Raw genomic sequence first — 16,739 nt, forward strand, 5'->3', positions numbered from 1 at the left:
TCCTTGATTGCGTGTCCGGGGGGACGTAAGCATCAAGAACGCAAAAGGAAGGGCGGAGGTTTCATCGCGCCGCAGCTTGAATGACAGCCGGCCCTAATTGAAGCGGCTGGCCAGCGCGTGCGGCATCTGCTCCAGCATGCGCTTGGCGCTGTTATATCCAGCCTCAACGGCTTCATCGAAGCGCTTCCAGTCCCGCATGTCGAGATCAAGCTCGGGCAGGACCAGAATGTCGGCGGCGCGCCGGGTGAGGGCGTGCTGCTCCAGCGTGCCCGCGGTCGCCGCGCGCATCAGCAGCGATGCGATGGGCGGCGGGTCTGACAGGCCATGGCGGGCCACCCAGCCGGCGAAATTCGGCGGATCGCGGAAATCGTCGGCGTTGATGGCGTTATTGCGGGTGACGTCCGACCCCACATTGACGCCGCGGTGATAGGCTTTGAGTTCCTGGATCGGGAAATTGTTGAACACCGCGCCGTCCACCAGCACGTCGTCGCCGTCGACGATGGGCGGCAACAGGCCGGGGATCGCGATGGAGGCCCGCAGAGCGCGCGATAGCGAGCCGGACCGGTGGATGCGGGTCGCGCCGGTCGACAGGTTCGAGGACACGCAAAAGAACGGGCGCGGCAACTCAGCGATGTCCACATCGCCGAAATGCTCGTTCAGGCGACGGTCGACACGTTTGCCGCGCGTGAGGCTGACCACGGGCATCACCCAGTCGCTGAGCGGGTTGGACGCCACAAAGGCGCGCCGCATCCGGTCTTCAAGCTCTTCATTGTCCCAGCCCATCGCCGCGCCCGCCGCGATGATGCCGCCCATGGAGGCGCCGCCGAAGAAATCAAACTCCACGCCGGCTTCCTTGAAGGCCCGGATCGCGCCCACATGGGCGTAGGCGCGCGAGCCGCCGCCAGACAGGACCAGTCCTACCGATTTGCCCGCCATGGTGCGCGCCATATGGCGCACATCGCCGGCGTTTTGCTGGCGCCAGTGAAAACAGCGGGCGGCGTCCGAGGCGTTGATCCAGTCTGACGGCGCAGCCGCTTTGCGCACGCCTTCGTTATGCACCATCACCACATCGATCAGTTTCAGCTTTGCGGCCGGCGACGGATCGTCAGGCATCAGCGGGATGGAGGGGCGGGCGTCGGCGCGCGCCAGCATCCAGATACGGTCCGCCCGCGCCATGGCGCGACGCGCCCAGTTGCTCTCTCCCAGACGGGCCTGAAGGATGACGATATCGTGCTCGGCCTCCAGCATGTCGAGCTTGGGGCCGGGCCAGTCCGCGCAGTCCAGACCGCAGGACACGGACGTCACGCCCATCTCTGTGAGCGCGGTCTTCAGAAGATCGCTGCGATACTCAAGATCAATGGTCGGAGACGTCGAAATCAGCGCGAAGACGCGCGGCTCGGACCGGCGATAGGACTCTCCGGTCCGGATGCGCGACAGCATCATCTTGCTCAGCTCGCGCATCAGTGAGGCGTGCTTGTTGGTCAGCTTGTCAAAGGCGGCCTTGGGCAGGCGCACCAGCTCTGAATCGCGCAAGGCGTAGACGCTGGCCGAATGCGGCCGGTCCTCGACCAGCGCCATCTCGCCAATGGGTTCGCCCGCCCGGATATGCCCCACCAGTTCAGGGCGCGCGTCAGCGCCGGTTCGGAAAGCGGCGAGGGCGCCGGAACGGACCAGATAGAAGGAGTCTGCGACCTCGCCCTCTTCAAACAGGGTCTGGCCGGCGGGCAGGCAGAACCATTCCACCTCCGCCTCCACAGCGGACAGCGCGGCTTTTTCAACGCGGTTGAAAAATGGAAGAAAACGCAGTCCCAACGCCATGGTCCGTGATCCTTCTCTCATGCCCTCCTAAGGTTAAGACTGCCCCATGCGCCTGACCGGCGTCAAAGCCTGGAACTGACCCTCGCGCTTTTCACCGCGGGCGGTGATCGCCTCCATGATGTCTTCAGGACACCAGAGCGAGGCCTGAAGCGTCATGGCGTGCTCGAGGCTGTCGGCCACACTATGATCACGCGCATAGAGGAAGGAGCGTTTGACGCCGGAGATCGTCAGCGGCGCCTTGCTGGCGATTTTTTGCGCCACCGCGTCCACATGCGCTTTCAGCGCTTCGGGGCTTTCAAGGACTTCGTTGTACAGCCCCAGCTTTTCAGCGCGCTCAGCGCTCAGGGTTTCACCGGTATAGGCCAGCTCCCGCGCCACGCCTTCGGGGATCAGCCCCGGCAGGCGTTGCAGCGTGCCCACATCGGCGAACATGCCGATATTGGTCTCTTCAATGCGCATCCAGGCGTCTTGCACACCATAGCGCATATCCGCCGCGCAGATCATGTCGACGCCGCCGCCCACGCAGGGGCCCTGAATGGCGGCGATCACCGGAAAGCGCGCTTTTTCAAACGCCGTGAAGCTGTCCTGAAGCGCTGTCGCGGCGGTCATGAAGGTCTCGCGCATCGAGGCTGAGTCGGTTTTCAGCGCGTTGGGGTCGGTGAAGACCGAGATATCCATGCCGGCGGTGAACACCGGGCCTTCCGCGTCCAGGATCAGAACCCGTGTCTCGCCTGCGTCCGACAGAGCGCCCACAGCATGGGGCAATTCCGCCCAGAACGCCGGCGTCATGGTGTTGCGCTTGTCCGCCCGGTTCAGGGTGATGCGGGCGATCGGCCCGTCCTGAGTGACTTTGAAACTGGTGTACTCGGTCATGGTGTCTCCTCCGTGGGAGACACCATGCCGAGCCCTTAAGGCGTGAACAAGCGTTCCGGCTGTGCGCGCCTGTTTATTGCGTCAGTGTGTCCAGCGGATCGACCACGCGAAAACCGGGTGCATCTTCAAAGAATTGCTCCAGAAGGTGCTTGTGGCCTGCGCCATAGATCAGCACCAAACGATCGCCGGGTTCGGCGTGACGGGCGGCGTTGGCGAATATCGCCAGATTGCGCGTCCACCATTCGCCCATTTCCTGAACGCCGATCGGGGCCTCGGTCGTGCCCATCTGCGCCAGGGTCAGATACAATCCATGGGCGTCATGGGCGAACTGGGAATTGGACCCGCGCAAGCGCTCCATCACAGTCCCGTTTTCCATGTCGGCCATCAGCACCGGAACGGCGGCGTTGAAATTTCCGAACTCCCCCAGCAACCGGTCCTGACCTGCCTCCTGGGCTGCTCCCATCATGCCTTCAAAATCCATGTCGGACGCCTGGTCGATGGCGTACAGGCGCTCATGGCCCAGGCGCGCCGCCAGCCGCATGCCCAGTTGCTGGCGCTCATTCACCGTCAGTGCGTGCTCGCCCGCCAGATAAGCCTGATACTCGGCGTTGAACGCGACTTCGTAGTCGGGGGTGAGCTCGACCATGACCTTGGTCGGTGCGAAGCCGGCGAGCGCCTCGATCACCTCAGCGATCTCGGCCTGGCGTTCAGGCGACAGATGATCGTCCACCTGAGCGTTGTGCAGATCCTGACCGCCGCCGGTGAAGTGATAACTGCCCAGAACCATCACCTCGATGGGCGCGGCGTCAGTTTCAATCCAGTCGGTCTGAACCGGGGAGGAGAGGAGGGAGAGGGCGAGTGAGAGCGTAGCAAGCATGACAACCTTCCAGAGTTTGCAGTCTTCTAGTGCCTGGATGATGCAACGGGGCGCCGGATCGGATGCAAAGCGTTGCGCGACAGGGGCGCGGCGCGCTAAGCAGCGCGTCAGTCTTGTTCCACCAGACGGATAATCGCGCCATGACCGAACTTCACACCCAGCTCGACACATCCTCAGACAGCTTCAAGGCCAATGCACAGGCCATGGATGAGCTGGTCGCCGAGCTGCGCGAGAAGACCGCCGAAGCCGCCAAGGGCGGCAATGAGCGGGCGCGTGAAAAGCATCTCAAGCGCGGCAAGCTTCTGTCCCGCGACCGGGTGCAACGCCTGCTCGATCCCGGCTCGCCCTTCCTTGAGCTGAGCGCGCTGGCCGCGCACGGCATGTATGAGGGCGATGTGCACGGCGCGGGCATGATCACCGGCATTGGCCGGGTGTCGGGCCGTGAATGCGTGATCGTGTGTAATGACGCCACGGTGAAGGGCGGCACCTATTATCCGATGACGGTGAAGAAGCATCTGCGCGCCCAGGAGATCGCCCGCGAGAACCGCCTGCCATGCATTTATCTGGTGGACTCGGGCGGCGCGAACCTGCCCCACCAGGCGGAGGTGTTTCCCGACAAGGAGCATTTCGGCCGCATCTTCTTCAATCAGGCCAATCTCTCCTCTGAAGGCATCCCCCAGATCGCGGTCGTCATGGGCAGCTGCACCGCCGGCGGCGCCTATGTGCCGGCCATGTCGGATGAGAGCGTCATCGTGCGTAAACAGGGCACGATCTTCCTGGGCGGTCCGCCGCTGGTGAAGGCGGCCACAGGCGAAGTGATCTCGGCGGAAGATCTTGGCGGCGCGGACGTGCATGCGCGCGAAAGCGGCGTGGTGGACCATTACGCGGCGGATGATGACCATGCGCTGCAGATTGCGCGCCGCATCGTGGCCGGGCTCAACACCGTCAAACCCAAACAGATGTTCCTGGAAGAGCCGCGCGACCCGCGCCTTGACCTCAAACAGCTGGGAGGGGTGATCCCCGCCGATACCCGTCAGCCCTTTGACGTGCGCGAAGTGATCGCGCGCCTGGTGGACGGCTCTGAATTTGACGAGTTCAAGAAGCTCTATGGCGAGACGCTGGTGACCGGCTTTGCGCGCCTTCACGGCATGCCGGTGGGCATTATCGCCAACAATGGCGTGCTGTTCTCTGAAAGCGCGCTGAAGGGCGCGCACTTCATCGAACTGTGCTGCCAGCGCAAGATCCCGTTGCTGTTCCTGCAGAACATCACCGGCTTCATGGTGGGCTCGAAATACGAGGCGGGCGGCATCGCCAAGGACGGCGCCAAGCTCGTCACCGCCGTCTCCACTGCCAAGGTGCCCAAGATCACCGTGGTGATCGGCGGCTCTTACGGGGCGGGCAATTACGGCATGTGCGGCCGCGCCTTCGGGCCGCGCTTCCTGTTCATGTGGCCCAACGCCCGCATTTCGGTGATGGGCGGCGAACAGGCCGCCAGCGTGCTCGCCACCGTCAAGCGCGACGGCATGGAGCTGCGCGGGGAAGCGTGGAGCGCGGAGGCCGAGGAAAGCTTCAAGCAGCCCATTCGTGAGAAATACGAGGAAGAGGGCTCGCCCTATTACTCCACCGCCCGGATCTGGGATGACGGCGTGATCGAGCCCCAGGACACCCGCCGCGTGGTCAGCCTGGCCCTGTCCGCCGCGCTCAACGCCCCGGTCGAGGACACGAAGTTCGGCGTTTTCCGGATGTAGTTTGGCAATCTTTGCCAATTTATGGCATGCTTTGGTCAAAAGGAGCATGCCATGGCGACGATGAATGTCTCTCTGCCTGATGCGATGAAGGCCTGGGTCGAAGCGCAAACCGAGGACGGGCGCTACAGCAACGCCAGTGATTATGTGCGCGACCTGATCCGTCGGGATCAGGACAGGCATACCAAGATTAATCACATGCAGACCCTGGTGACTGAAGCGCTGGAGAGCGGGGAGGGCTCACGCACTCTCGATGAGTTGCGCGCCGCAGCCTTGAGCCAATTGAACGCTGCCGAGTAAGGGGCGATGGGCTATCGGCTCAGCCGCGCCGCTGAAGACGACATCATAGCGCTGTATCTTGACGGCATTCGCCAGTTCGGGACTGCACAGGCTGATCGGTACCTGACTGAACTCGAACAGGCTTTTGATTTTCTGGCGGCCCATCCTTTTGCCGCCCGTGAAAGAACAGAGATCGACCCCCCTGTTAGGTGCCATGGGCATGGTGCTCACATCGTGATTTATCTTGTGGGCCCGCCAGCCGAAGTCCTGATCTTGCGCATTCGCCACGGTCGAGAGGATTGGGAAACTGCCCCCTTCTGATCCGGCCCGGGTTGCGTCGCGTATAGAGCTCCATGACACACAAGGAACTCAACCATGCGTCTCTTCGCTTGCCTGATCGGGCTGGTCTCAGCTCTGGCTACCGGCTCGGCCATGGCCGCTGAAGAACCCGCCTATACGCTGGTGGAGCGTGACGGACCCATAGAGATCCGCGATTACGCGCCCCAGATCATCGCTGAAGTGGTGGTCGAGGGCGATCGGCGACAGGCGAGCGGCCGCGGGTTTCGTCCGTTGGCCGGGTATATCTTTGGCGATAACCAGCCGCGCGAAGAGATCGCCATGACCGCGCCGGTCACCTCCACCCGTTCGGGGCAGGAGATCGCCATGACGGCGCCGGTGACCACGGAAGCGGACGCGGAGGGGCGCTGGACGGTGGCGTTCATCATGCCGTCTGAATGGACCATGCAGACGCTGCCCGAGCCCATGAATGATGACGTCACCCTGCGCGAGCAACCGGCGCGGCGCCTGGCCGTCTATCAGTTTTCCGGCATGATGAACGACGCCCGCGCCCAAAGGGGGCGCGAGGCGCTGGACTCGTATCTGCAAGAGCAAGGCCTGCAGCCGCTAAGTGCGCCGACCTACGCGTCTTATGATCCGCCCTGGATTCCAGGACCGTTCCGGCGCAACGAGGTCTGGGTGGAAATCGCCGCGAGTTAAGCGTTCAGAGGCGGGCTCTGTGTCGCATGCCAGAGCGGAATGAATGGCGGTATTCTCTCCTTAACTGAGGAGAGAGCCATGATCCGCAAAGTCTGCCTTCTCAACGCCCACCCCGATCCGTCGCCGGAGCGCTTCTGTTCGGCGCTGACGGACGCCTATGAAGAGGCGGCGCTGGAGACAGGCTGCCGGGTGTCACGCTTCAATCTGGGTGAGCTGGAGCTGCCGGCGCTCGACCGGGCTGAGGATTTCCTGACGCCGCCTGACCCGGTTCTCGACCCGTTGCGGGAGGCCATGCGCGACGCAGACCATGTGACGATGGTCTATCCGCTCTGGCTGGGCGGTCTGCCGGCAAAATCACGCACGGTGCTCGAGCATCTCGCCCGTGGCGGGTTCTTTCTGGACCAGAACACGGAAGGGGTGGGCTGGCCGACCCAGCGTATGAAGGGGAAGTCTGTGCGCCTGATCGTGACCATGGGCATGCCCGGAGCGGCCTATAAGCTTTTATTCGGCGCTCACTCGCTAAAGGGTCTGGAATCCGGCATGTTCAAGATCTCGGGATTCGGGCCCGTCCGTCACAGCGTCTTCGGTCTGGTCGAGTCCAGCCCTCAAAGGCGAGAGCGCATGATTAAAGCCGTGCGCAACCTGGGCAGACTGGCGTCGTAATTCTTATTCGGTCTGGGGGACGATCATGGATATTCTAAACGACGTGCTGGCGTTCATGCGCGCTGGGTTCAACGAAATTAACGCGGTGCAGGGATTGCTGATCGCCTTGATCGCGGCGTTTGTGCTGCCTGATCTCAAGCGCCTGCCGGTCATCGTTCTGGCGGCGACGCTCATCCATTTGGCGGTGGATGTTCTGATCCCGGTGATCGCCAACGGCGCCGCGCTGCGTTTGCCCCCGATCCTGGAAGGCTCATACTGGCGCTACGCCGCCGTGGTGCTTGTGGGATATCTGGTGGTCATTTCGATCTTTGCGATGATCAAACGTCTGCTCTTCAAGCGTTAACCCTGTGTGCTGAAAAAACCACAGAATTCCTGTCTGCAGTGTCGTTTTTTGGGCGCCGCAACAAGAGTTTTGCTTGATTTTTGTTAACTTCTTGGCACGCTCCACTCAGTGACGGCCTGTATCAGGCTGGCTGGCGAGGGGATGACTATGGAATTTATCGATCAAATCTGGGCTTATATCGAGCCTGTCTGGGCCTGGCTGATGGCCGGGTTGCAATACTCCATTCATGGCGACGGCGGATCCATCAACTGGATTTTCCTGGGCGTTCAAATGGGGGTGATCGGGCTGGTGATGGCCCTGTTGATGCAGGAATACGCTGCAATCCTGATCTTCACGGTGATGGCGGCGATCGTGCATGTGATCGTCGACGTGGTGTTGCCCATGGTGCGCGACGGGGCCGCCTTCTCGATCCCGCCGGTGACCGACATGCTGTACTGGCAGTACATCGCCTTTCTGGGCGCAGCCTATCTGGTCGGCCTGACGGTGCTGTTCATCATCAAGTCCATCGTGATGCCGCGCTAATTCGTCCGCTTTCCGCGGTTAGGACAGCCCGTCGCCGAAACCGGCGGCGGGCTGTCGTCATTTGGACGCAGACCTCACGGCTTGGCCCGGGCCGCGCGGCGCTGTAATCAGGGAGCTCCACCGGCGATAACAAAAAGGCGATGTCTGATGGCTGCTGAAAATGAAGTTCTGCTCGATGTGACCCCCGGCGGCGCGGCCATCGTGACGCTGAACCGTCCTGACAAGCACAATGCGTTCAACGCCGACATTATCGCGCGCCTGTCCGACATTTTCGAAACCCTGCGCGCCAACACCGATGAAGTTCGGGTGGTGTTCCTGCGCGGTGCGGGTAAGAGCTTTTCCGCCGGCGCTGATCTTGAATGGATGAAGGCGGCGGCCGACTGGACCCATGACGATAACCAGGCCGACGCGTTGAACCTCGCGCGGATGCTCAAGCGCCTCTACGACCTGCCGCAAACCACTATCGCGCTGGTGCAGGGCGCGGCCATGGGCGGCGGCGCCGGCCTGATGGCGGCGTGCGATGTGGCCGTGGCGGTGAAAGACGCCAAGATCCGTTTCTCCGAAGTGCGCCTGGGCCTGACGCCCGCCACGATCTCGCCTTTCGTGGTGCGCGCCATCGGTCCGCGCTATGCGCGCGCCCTGTTTGCGACCGGCGAAGGCTTTGACGGCGAATACGCGCACAAGATGGGCCTCGCCCAGTATGTGGTGGAAAGCGCGGACGAGCTCGACGACATGATGGAATACTTGGGCAAGCTCGCCTTCCAGACCGCGCCGGGCGCGGTGCGCGACGCCAAGGAGCTGGTGGACATGGTCGCCGGCCACGAGATCAATGACGATCTTCTGCGCAAGACCGCCCATCAGATTGCGGACCGGCGGGTCAGCGAAGAGGGCCGAGAAGGCCTCGCCGCTTTCCTTGAAAAGCGCAAACCCTTCTGGGCGGACTGACGCGCTTGGGTCTGCGTGAGCTTGAAGCCTGGTTTCACCGGGAGCGGGAGGCCTTGCGCGACCGCTGGGTGAGGGGGCCCTGGTCGCTCGCCGGCTTCGAGTTTCTCAGCTTCGGAATCAAACAGGGCTGGGCCTGCCTGTTCGGCGGGCTCATGCTGGCGCTCATCCTGGGCGTCTATCTGTTTTATCCCGACGCAGCCGCGCTGCACCGGTTTGACGTCATCACGCTGGGCGCGGTGGCCATCCAGCTGGGCATGATTGCGTTTCGTCTCGAAAGCTGGGCGGAAGTGCGGGTGATCGCGGTCTTTCACGTCGTCGGCACCGCGATGGAGATCTTCAAGGTTCAAGCGGGCTCTTGGGTTTATCCCGGCGCGAACGAGGCGCTGTTCGCGATCTGGGGCGTGCCGCTGTTCTCGGGCTTCATGTACGCCAGCGTCGGCAGCTATATGACCCGGGTCTGGCGCATTTTCGATTTCCGCTTTGACCGGTTTCCGCCGGTCTGGGCGCAGGCCCTGCTGGCGCTGGCGATCTATATCAACTTCTTCAGCCATCATTATGTGATCGATCTCCGCTGGGCGTTGTTCGCGGCCAGCGCGCTGATCTACGGGCCATGCGTGATCTGGTTCCGGCCTGACCGCGCGCACCGCTTCATGCCGCTGCTGCTGGGGCTGGTGCTGGTCGCGCTGTTTATCTGGTTCGCCGAGAATATCGGCACGTTCGCCCGCGCCTGGTCCTATCCGGGGCAGGAACATCAATGGCGTATGGTCTCGCTGGCCAAGCTTGGCAGCTGGTTCTTGTTGATGCAGATCAGCTTTGTGCTGGTGGTGCTCACCCGGGGCGCGGAACGCCGCTCAAAAGAGAGCTGAGCTTGCGCCCGCCGCCCGCTTGGCCCAAAACCGCGCCAACAGCTTTCACCGCAATGGATGTCCACCCATGATGAAAAAGCTTCTGATCGCCAACCGGGGCGAAATCGCCTGCCGCGTGATGCGCACCGCGCACAAGCTCGGCGTCGCCACTGTGGCGGTCTATTCCGAAGCGGATGCGGACGCGCCCCATGTGCGTCTGGCCGATGAAGCGGTCCTTCTGGGGCCTGCGCCGGCGCGCGAGAGCTATCTGAAAGCAGACCTGATTCTCGCTGCAGCGAAGAAAACAGGCGCTGATGCGATCCATCCCGGCTATGGCTTCCTGTCTGAAAACGCAGAGTTCGCCCGCGCCTGCGCCAAGGCGGGCGTGACCTTTGTGGGGCCGTCGCCGGAAGCGATTGAGGCGATGGGTCTGAAAGACCGCGCCAAAAGCCTTATGGAGAAGGCCGGCGTGCCGGTGACCCCGGGCTATCACGGCGCCGAGCAGGACCCCGATCATCTCAAGACCCAGGCCGACCAGATCGGCTATCCGGTGCTGATCAAGGCGGTCGCCGGCGGCGGCGGCAAGGGCATGCGCAAGGTGGAGGCGTCTGACGCCTTCCTGGAAGCGCTGGAGAGCTGCAAGCGCGAAGCCGCATCAAGCTTTGGCGATGACCGGGTGCTGATCGAGAAGTTCATCACCAGCCCGCGCCATATCGAGGTGCAGGTGTTCGGCGACTCACGCGGACGGGTGGTGCATTTCTTCGAGCGCGATTGCTCGCTGCAGCGCCGCCACCAGAAAGTCATCGAGGAAGCGCCTGCGCCCGGTATGACGCCCAATGTGCGCGCCGCCATGTGTTCGGCGGCGGTTCGGGCGGCCCAGGCCGTGGATTATGTCGGCGCCGGCACGGTGGAGTTCATCGTCGACGGGTCCGGTCCGCTGCGTGAAGACGGCTTTTACTTCATGGAGATGAACACCCGTCTTCAAGTCGAACACCCGGTGACCGAAGCCGTGACCGGAACCGATCTGGTGGAGCTGCAATTGCGGGTCGCCTCGGGCGGCTCCGTGCCGGAACAGGATCAGATCCATCTTATGGGCTGGGCGATGGAAGCGCGGCTCTACGCGGAAGATCCCGCCACCGGCTTCCTGCCCTCCATCGGGCCGCTGGATTATCTCGATCTGCCTGAAACCGATCTCGCCAATGGCGTCCGCACCGATTCAGGCGTGCGACAGGGCGGCGAAGTCTCGCTGCATTACGATCCGATGATCGCCAAGCTGATCACCTTCGCCGACACCCGCGAGGACGCGATCGACCGTTTGGTGGATGTGCTGGATGCTCAAGTGCGGGTTTACCCCGTCAAGACCAATGCAGGTTTCCTGCGCCGGGCGCTGACCCATGCCGATTTCCGCGCTGGTGAGGTGGACACCCGCTTCATCGACGCCCGACTGGACGAGCTGGCGCCCAAATCGCCGCCGGCTGTCAGCTATATCGCCGCGGCGCTGCGCCTGACGGACGGCGCCGGCGCGTTTCCAGCCTCGACTGACCCCTGGTCGGTGCGTGACGGCTTCCGCGCGAATTCTGACGCCGTGATCGAGCTGGGCTTTCAGGCTGATGAGACGCGCTTGTCCGTCTCGCTCAAGCGCGACGGGGATCAGCTCACAGCTCAGCTGGGCGATCAGGGCTATGCCTTGACCGATCTGTGCCTGACCGACACGGAGGTTCACGCCCGGATGGACGGCCGAACTGTGTCGGCGCGCGTGGAGCTGCGCAGACGGGGCGTGTTGGTGGCCAGTCAGGGCGAAACCCATCTGATTGAGCTTTATAATCCGGCGGCGCTGGCGGACGCTCTGGAAGCGGGGGGCGCGATCAAGGCGCCCATGCCCGGCAAGGTGTTGTCCGTGCCGGTGAAAGCCGGAGACGCGGTCAAGAAGGGCCAGACCCTGGCCGTGCTGGAAGCCATGAAAATGGAGCATGCGCTCAGCGCGCCGCGTGACGGCGTGGTGGAAAGCGTCGGCGCCTCTGAAGGCTCACAGGTCGGAGACGGCGCCGTTCTGGTCACGCTCGCCGACGAATAAGCGCCTCAAGGCCGGAGTTTGGCCCATCCGATGCACTGTTTGTGATCAGGGACGTCATGGCGTCCCAGATTGCGACGGAGCCTTGCGATGACCGACCCTGTGTTGATCGACTGGAATGAAGACAAGCGGAAGGATTTCCGCGCCGGCGTCGTCACTGCGCGTCATCGTCTTCATATGGACCCGGCCTTCAGCGAGCTGGCGCTCGCGGCGCTCCTCAACCGGCACCCCAAAGCCCTGACAGACATATGCACGATGGGCGATGACCCGACCGACCGCGAAAGCTGGCGGGCGGGTGAGGGCGGCGACCTGAAAGGTCGTGAGCTGATCGAGGCTGTCCGCGCCGGCAAGCTGTGGATCAATCTGCGACAAGCCATGGATACGGATGCGATCTACAAGCCGATTTTCGAAGCGCTGATCGCCCAGCTCAAGCGTCTCAATCCGGGATTCAGCCCGTTGCGCGCGTATGGCGGCATTCTGATCTCCAGCCCGCGCGCCCAGGTGTTTTACCATTCCGACGTCTCCGAAACCCTGCTGCTGCATGTGAAAGGCAAGAAGCGCTTCCGGATCTATCCGCCGCGCGCGCCGTTCGTGGATGAGCAGTCCATGGAGGCGATCCTTCACAAGACCCAGACCGAAGACGTGCCCTTTGATCCGTCCTGGGACGCCCAGGCCGCCCAGATTGATCTTGATCCGGGCGCGTTCGTGTCCTGGCCGCTGCACTCGCCGCACCGGGTGGAGAATCTTGAAGGGTTGAACGTGTCGATCACCGTCGAGATGGTGACACCGCAATCCACGCTTCAGAACGGCGTCTATCACGCCAATGGCGTTTTGCGTCAGGCGGGCTGGACCCCGCGCACGGCTTCAAGCCGTGGCGTGCAGGCCTACGCCAAGCTGGGCCTGTCAAAAGCCTTCAAGGCCTATCAGAGCGCGTTCGGCGTTCAGACGCGCCCGGCGCCCAAAAGCGACACCACCTTTGATGTGGATCTGGCGCGCAAGGATGGCTTGTCCGATCGCGCACCGGCCTGACCCTGACCCCCGAGGCGATTTGTCCGGCGCCCGCCCTAGTCTCGCCGTATTAGGAAGGCGAAACTGTCGCTTTCTGGATGAGAAGAGGGTTTGCCTCCATGGTTCGCAGCCTGATGCTGGGCGCTTGCGCCGCACTGTTTTCCGCCACGGCGTTCGCCCAATTGCCCGAGCCGCTGGAACAGGCGCTCTCTGCGCCGGTCAATGACCGTGAGGCGGCGCGCATTGATATGCGCATTGGCGTCAATAACGACCGCATCATGGTGCGTATGGTCGAAACTGAGACCGGCGACAGCGATTACACGCTGCTGGCGCCGCCGGAAGACACCCTCAATGAAGCCCAGCGAGAGCTGTGGGACGACCTTCTGGAAGACGATGAAGATGAAGACGCCGACGAAGAGGGCGGCTTCAGCGCCGAGGATTTCGATCCAGAAGAGCTACGCCGGATCATGGGCGAGGATGTCAGTTTCCTGCGTGAGGAAGACGGTCGCCTGATCTATGGCTTCGTGCCGCTCGCCATGCCGGACTCCGAGGGAGAACCGGACCGGACGGAACAGCGCATGCTCGAGGCGATGCAGGGCGAGGTCCATGTGAACGCGGCCAACGGTCATGTGCAGGCGTTCCATCTCAGGCTCGGAGAGAGCGTGAAGCCCAATTTCGCGGCTCGCATCGACGGCTTCCAGTTCCTGCAGGATTACGTCTTTGACGAAGCGGTGAACGGCCCGCGGCTTGCGAGCTTGCACTTCAACATCGCCGGGTCTGCGGCGTTCCAGTCCTTTGACGAGAACATGACCATTGAAATCCTGGACATTGAATGGGCTGCGCCGGCTGCAGGCGGAGTGGTTGTTGAGGCGGCGGAGTCGCACTAATTCGGCGGTATGGCGCTGAATCTTGTCAAATTGTGCGTGGGCGTGGACTCGGTGGAACAGCTGCAAGGCTGGCTGGACCGTCATGACGGTCAGCCCACCAAGCACACCACGCGCATGACGCCCAAACGCAAGGATGAAATCCTGGCGGGCGGGTCTCTGTACTGGGTGATCAAACGAGTCATCCAGGTGCGCCAGACCGTGCTCGATCTGGAAGAGTTCACCGATTCCGAAGGGATCAAGCGCTGCAATATCTGGCTTGAGAACAAGCTGGTGCGCACGGCGCCGTCGCCCCGGCGCGCGTTCCAGGGCTGGCGGTATCTGAAAGCGGAAGATGCGCCCGCCGACCTGACTGAACATGCGGGCGGCGAGGACCTGCCGGACGATCTGCGCCGCAAGCTGATCGAGCTGGGCGCCTGGTGAGTTAAGCCTTCGGCGCCGCGCGATTGTCGATCAGGCGCGTCTTGCCCACCCGCACCGCCGCCAGCACGCGCGCATTGCGATCAATCGGGCCGGACGGCAGGGCGTCCAGGGTCTCAGCGTCCCTCGCGACCACATAATCCACGCCGTCAAATGCCGATTGCGCCTTGAGTTGGGCCTGATGCTGGGCGTCCGCCACATTCGCGCCGCTCGACAGCGCATCCGCGAATTCCTTGAGGATCACATTGAGCCGCGCGGCGCGCTCGCGCTCGGTGGCGTTGAGATAGACATTGCGCGAGGAGAGGGCCAGGCCGTCAGCCTCGCGCACCGTCTCGCCGCCCTGGATCTCGACGGGCAGGTTGAGGTCTGTGACCATGCGCCGGATCACCATGAGCTGCTGATAGTCCTTCTCGCCAAACACGGCCACATCCGGCTGGACCTGATTGAGCAGCTTGCACACGACGGTCGCGACGCCATTGAAAAAGTGCGGTCGCGACACGCTCTCCATGCCGTGCGACGGACCGGTCAGCGAGACGCTGGTGACAAATCCCTCTGGATACATTTCGCGCGCGTCCGGCGCGTACACTAGATGCGCCCCCGTTTCCGCCAGCTTGTCCGCATCCTGCTCCAGCGTGCGCGGATAGGCGTCAAAATCCTCGCCGGGCGCGAATTGTGTGGGATTGACGAAAATGCTGACGACGACGCGGTCAGCGGACCCAAGCGCTTGTTTGACCAGCGCCAGATGTCCTTCATGCAAGGCGCCCATGGTGGGCACGAAACCAATGCGCAGACCGCCCGAACGCCATTGGCGGACCTGGTCCCTGATAGCGGCGATGGAGTAGGCGGCGGGCAAGGCGAGTTCGGGACCGTGAGTCACGGCGGCCTCCTGGGCGAAAATACCGGCTGCACGCTAGCCTTAGCCGTGGCAGTCTCGCAAGCGTGCGACTCGGTTTAGGGAATACGGCATGCGCTTGGTCTTCATCATGATTGCGACACTGGGGCTGACGGGCTGTGTCAGTCTGGGATCGCCCTCTGTCGAAACGCGCGCCCAGCCTGCGCTTGAACTGGCGCAGCTTCTGGAAGAGACAGCCGCCAGTCATCCCGATCGCGTCGAGGCCGCCAGCGCCGAAATGGGCGCGCTGCGGGCCGCGCTTTTAACGGCGCCTCATACTTCGCCAGCGCCATCACCTGCCCCTGTTCAGGCGATGTCCTTCGACCCGGCGCCCGACCTCGATGAGGCTCAGAGCCTTCTTTATGCGGCGCATCTGGCGTCTTACCGATTGCTCAGCAACGCCCAGATCGGCTGGCGCCAGCTCGGCGTGCAGTTGCCGGCCCTGTCAGGGGCGGAGCCGCGCATCGAACGCGTGCAGCTGGAGCAGGGCGAGTTTTTGCGCCTGAAAGCGGGGCCGTTTGACAGCCGCGCCGAGGCGCGGGCCCTGTGTGCGCAAGCGGAAGCGGCGGGCCTGTGGTGTCAGGCGACGCATTTTACCGGTGAAGCGCTGCCCGGTTAGGGCCATAACAGACCTTTCGAATATCTGCGGAGCATGCTAGCGCCGCAGGCAATAAGGGTTTGGGGAGTCGTCACCGTGTCTGCTGGCGCCGTTGAGTCACCAGGTCGCGCCGCTCAGGGCGCGCATGTGATCGTGGTCGGGAATGAAAAGGGCGGGGCGGGCAAATCCACCGTCGCCATTCACCTGGCTGTGGCTCTGATGCGCATGGGGCAGACCGTGGGGGTGATCGATCTCGATTTGCGGCAGGCGAGCCTGACCCGACATCTCGACAATCGCCGTAAATGGGCTGATGCCCGCGGCGTCACCCTGCCCATGCCCATTCAGGGGCGCTTGCCGATCTCTCAATCGCGCTCGCTCGATGATGTGGAATCCGAAGAGCGCGCCGCCTGGGAGGAAACCCTGGGCCAGCTCAGCCGCGGCTGTGATTTCATCATTGTGGATTCGCCCGGCGGCGACACCCATTACGCCCGGCTCGCCCATGCCAGCGCCGACACGCTGATCACGCCCATCAATGACAGCTTCGTGGACTTCGCCCTGCTGGCGGAAATCGACGGCGATACGTTCGAAGTGGGCCGCCCCAGCGTGTATTCCGAAATGGTCTGGGAATGCCGAAAACGCAAAGCCATGCGTGAGCGCAAATCCATCGACTGGCTGGTGATGCGCAACCGGATCTCCAATCTGGATTCACGCAATAAACGCCGTGTGGGCAAAGGGCTGAAAGCCTTGTCCGAACGGGTTGGGTTCCGCCTGGCGCCGGGTTTTTCCGAGCGTGTGATCTATCGCGAGCTGTTTCCGGCCGGGCTGACCTTGCTGGATCTGACCGAAGCGGGCTCGTCCATGACCTTCACCATGAGCCATGTGGCCGCGCGCCAGGAATTGCGCGAGCTGCTGATCGTGCTCAAACTGCCTGGACTGAGCGGAAAGCCGTTTCCGTTTTGA

Annotated in this window: 19 protein-coding genes; 15 read left to right on the plus strand and 4 right to left on the minus strand. The window is 63.0% G+C overall.

The window, feature by feature from the left end; translation table 11 throughout:
- Positions 1-93: 93 nt before the first annotated feature.
- The 3 genes from ACTIGF_RS10365 to ACTIGF_RS10375 all read right to left on the minus strand — a co-directional run bounded on the left by ACTIGF_RS10365 (position 94) and on the right by ACTIGF_RS10375 (position 3,568).
- Entirely contained in the window at positions 94-1,818 is a 1,725-nt protein-coding gene (locus tag ACTIGF_RS10365; RefSeq protein WP_439636820.1) for a patatin-like phospholipase family protein, read from the minus strand.
- 33 nt (positions 1,819-1,851) lie between these two features.
- Positions 1,852-2,691, minus strand: a complete 840-nt coding sequence (locus ACTIGF_RS10370) for an enoyl-CoA hydratase-related protein (protein WP_439636821.1) — start codon at positions 2,689-2,691, stop codon at positions 1,852-1,854.
- 73 nt (positions 2,692-2,764) lie between these two features.
- Positions 2,765-3,568, minus strand: a complete 804-nt coding sequence (locus tag ACTIGF_RS10375) for a DUF5694 domain-containing protein (protein WP_439636822.1) — start codon at positions 3,566-3,568, stop codon at positions 2,765-2,767.
- A 140-nt stretch (positions 3,569-3,708) separates the two neighbouring features.
- On the opposite strand from ACTIGF_RS10375, the gene ACTIGF_RS10380 reads away from it, so the two are divergent.
- From ACTIGF_RS10380 to ACTIGF_RS10440, 13 genes are all read left to right on the plus strand, one after another.
- The gene (locus tag ACTIGF_RS10380) at positions 3,709-5,316 is read left to right on the plus strand and encodes a carboxyl transferase domain-containing protein (RefSeq protein ID WP_439636823.1); all 1,608 of its coding nucleotides are present in this window, start codon (positions 3,709-3,711) and stop codon (positions 5,314-5,316) included.
- 51 nt (positions 5,317-5,367) lie between these two features.
- Positions 5,368-5,613 (plus strand): type II toxin-antitoxin system ParD family antitoxin, encoded by a 246-nt coding sequence (locus ACTIGF_RS10385; RefSeq protein ID WP_022702049.1) that lies wholly within the window; start codon positions 5,368-5,370, stop codon positions 5,611-5,613.
- 6 nt (positions 5,614-5,619) lie between these two features.
- Positions 5,620-5,913, plus strand: coding sequence for a type II toxin-antitoxin system RelE/ParE family toxin (locus tag ACTIGF_RS10390; protein ID WP_439636824.1), 294 nt, complete (start codon positions 5,620-5,622; stop codon positions 5,911-5,913).
- A gap of 54 nt (positions 5,914-5,967) precedes the next feature.
- A complete protein-coding gene (locus tag ACTIGF_RS10395) occupies positions 5,968-6,588 on the plus strand; it encodes an SOUL family heme-binding protein (protein ID WP_439636825.1) in 621 nt (206 codons plus the stop codon).
- Between the two features lie 78 nt (positions 6,589-6,666).
- The gene (locus tag ACTIGF_RS10400) at positions 6,667-7,251 is read left to right on the plus strand and encodes an NAD(P)H-dependent oxidoreductase (RefSeq protein WP_439636826.1); all 585 of its coding nucleotides are present in this window, start codon (positions 6,667-6,669) and stop codon (positions 7,249-7,251) included.
- A gap of 25 nt (positions 7,252-7,276) precedes the next feature.
- Positions 7,277-7,594 carry a hypothetical protein gene (locus ACTIGF_RS10405; protein WP_439636827.1) on the plus strand — a complete coding sequence of 106 codons (318 nt, stop codon included), beginning with the start codon at positions 7,277-7,279 and terminating at the stop codon, positions 7,592-7,594.
- Between the two features lie 147 nt (positions 7,595-7,741).
- Positions 7,742-8,116 carry a hypothetical protein gene (locus tag ACTIGF_RS10410; RefSeq protein WP_022702054.1) on the plus strand — a complete coding sequence of 125 codons (375 nt, stop codon included), beginning with the start codon at positions 7,742-7,744 and terminating at the stop codon, positions 8,114-8,116.
- A gap of 147 nt (positions 8,117-8,263) precedes the next feature.
- Positions 8,264-9,061, plus strand: coding sequence for an enoyl-CoA hydratase-related protein (locus ACTIGF_RS10415; RefSeq protein ID WP_439636828.1), 798 nt, complete (start codon positions 8,264-8,266; stop codon positions 9,059-9,061).
- Positions 9,062-9,114: 53 nt separating this feature from the next.
- Positions 9,115-9,927 (plus strand): DUF817 domain-containing protein, encoded by an 813-nt coding sequence (locus ACTIGF_RS10420; RefSeq protein WP_439636829.1) that lies wholly within the window; start codon positions 9,115-9,117, stop codon positions 9,925-9,927.
- Positions 9,928-9,994: 67 nt separating this feature from the next.
- Entirely contained in the window at positions 9,995-11,980 is a 1,986-nt protein-coding gene (locus ACTIGF_RS10425; RefSeq protein ID WP_439636830.1) for an acetyl/propionyl/methylcrotonyl-CoA carboxylase subunit alpha, read from the plus strand.
- Between the two features lie 87 nt (positions 11,981-12,067).
- Positions 12,068-13,006 (plus strand): cupin-like domain-containing protein, encoded by a 939-nt coding sequence (locus tag ACTIGF_RS10430; protein WP_439636831.1) that lies wholly within the window; start codon positions 12,068-12,070, stop codon positions 13,004-13,006.
- A gap of 98 nt (positions 13,007-13,104) precedes the next feature.
- Positions 13,105-13,872: a hypothetical protein gene (locus tag ACTIGF_RS10435; RefSeq protein WP_439636832.1), complete on the plus strand. Its 768-nt coding sequence runs from the start codon at positions 13,105-13,107 to the stop codon at positions 13,870-13,872.
- 9 nt (positions 13,873-13,881) lie between these two features.
- The gene (locus ACTIGF_RS10440) at positions 13,882-14,292 is read left to right on the plus strand and encodes a DUF1489 family protein (RefSeq protein ID WP_439636833.1); all 411 of its coding nucleotides are present in this window, start codon (positions 13,882-13,884) and stop codon (positions 14,290-14,292) included.
- A gap of 1 nt (position 14,293) precedes the next feature.
- On the opposite strand, the gene panC is transcribed toward ACTIGF_RS10440, so the two are convergent.
- Positions 14,294-15,166, minus strand: coding sequence for a pantoate--beta-alanine ligase (gene panC, locus ACTIGF_RS10445; RefSeq protein ID WP_439636834.1), 873 nt, complete (start codon positions 15,164-15,166; stop codon positions 14,294-14,296).
- Between the two features lie 88 nt (positions 15,167-15,254).
- Here panC and ACTIGF_RS10450 point away from each other — a divergent pair, with 88 nt between their 5' ends.
- Positions 15,255-15,800 (plus strand): SPOR domain-containing protein, encoded by a 546-nt coding sequence (locus ACTIGF_RS10450; protein ID WP_439636835.1) that lies wholly within the window; start codon positions 15,255-15,257, stop codon positions 15,798-15,800.
- A gap of 75 nt (positions 15,801-15,875) precedes the next feature.
- Positions 15,876-16,739, plus strand: a complete 864-nt coding sequence (locus ACTIGF_RS10455) for a division plane positioning ATPase MipZ (protein WP_439636836.1) — start codon at positions 15,876-15,878, stop codon at positions 16,737-16,739.

Origin of the sequence: Oceanicaulis sp., from assembly GCF_051859625.1 — a bacterium.
Classification (GTDB): domain Bacteria; phylum Pseudomonadota; class Alphaproteobacteria; order Caulobacterales; family Maricaulaceae; genus Oceanicaulis.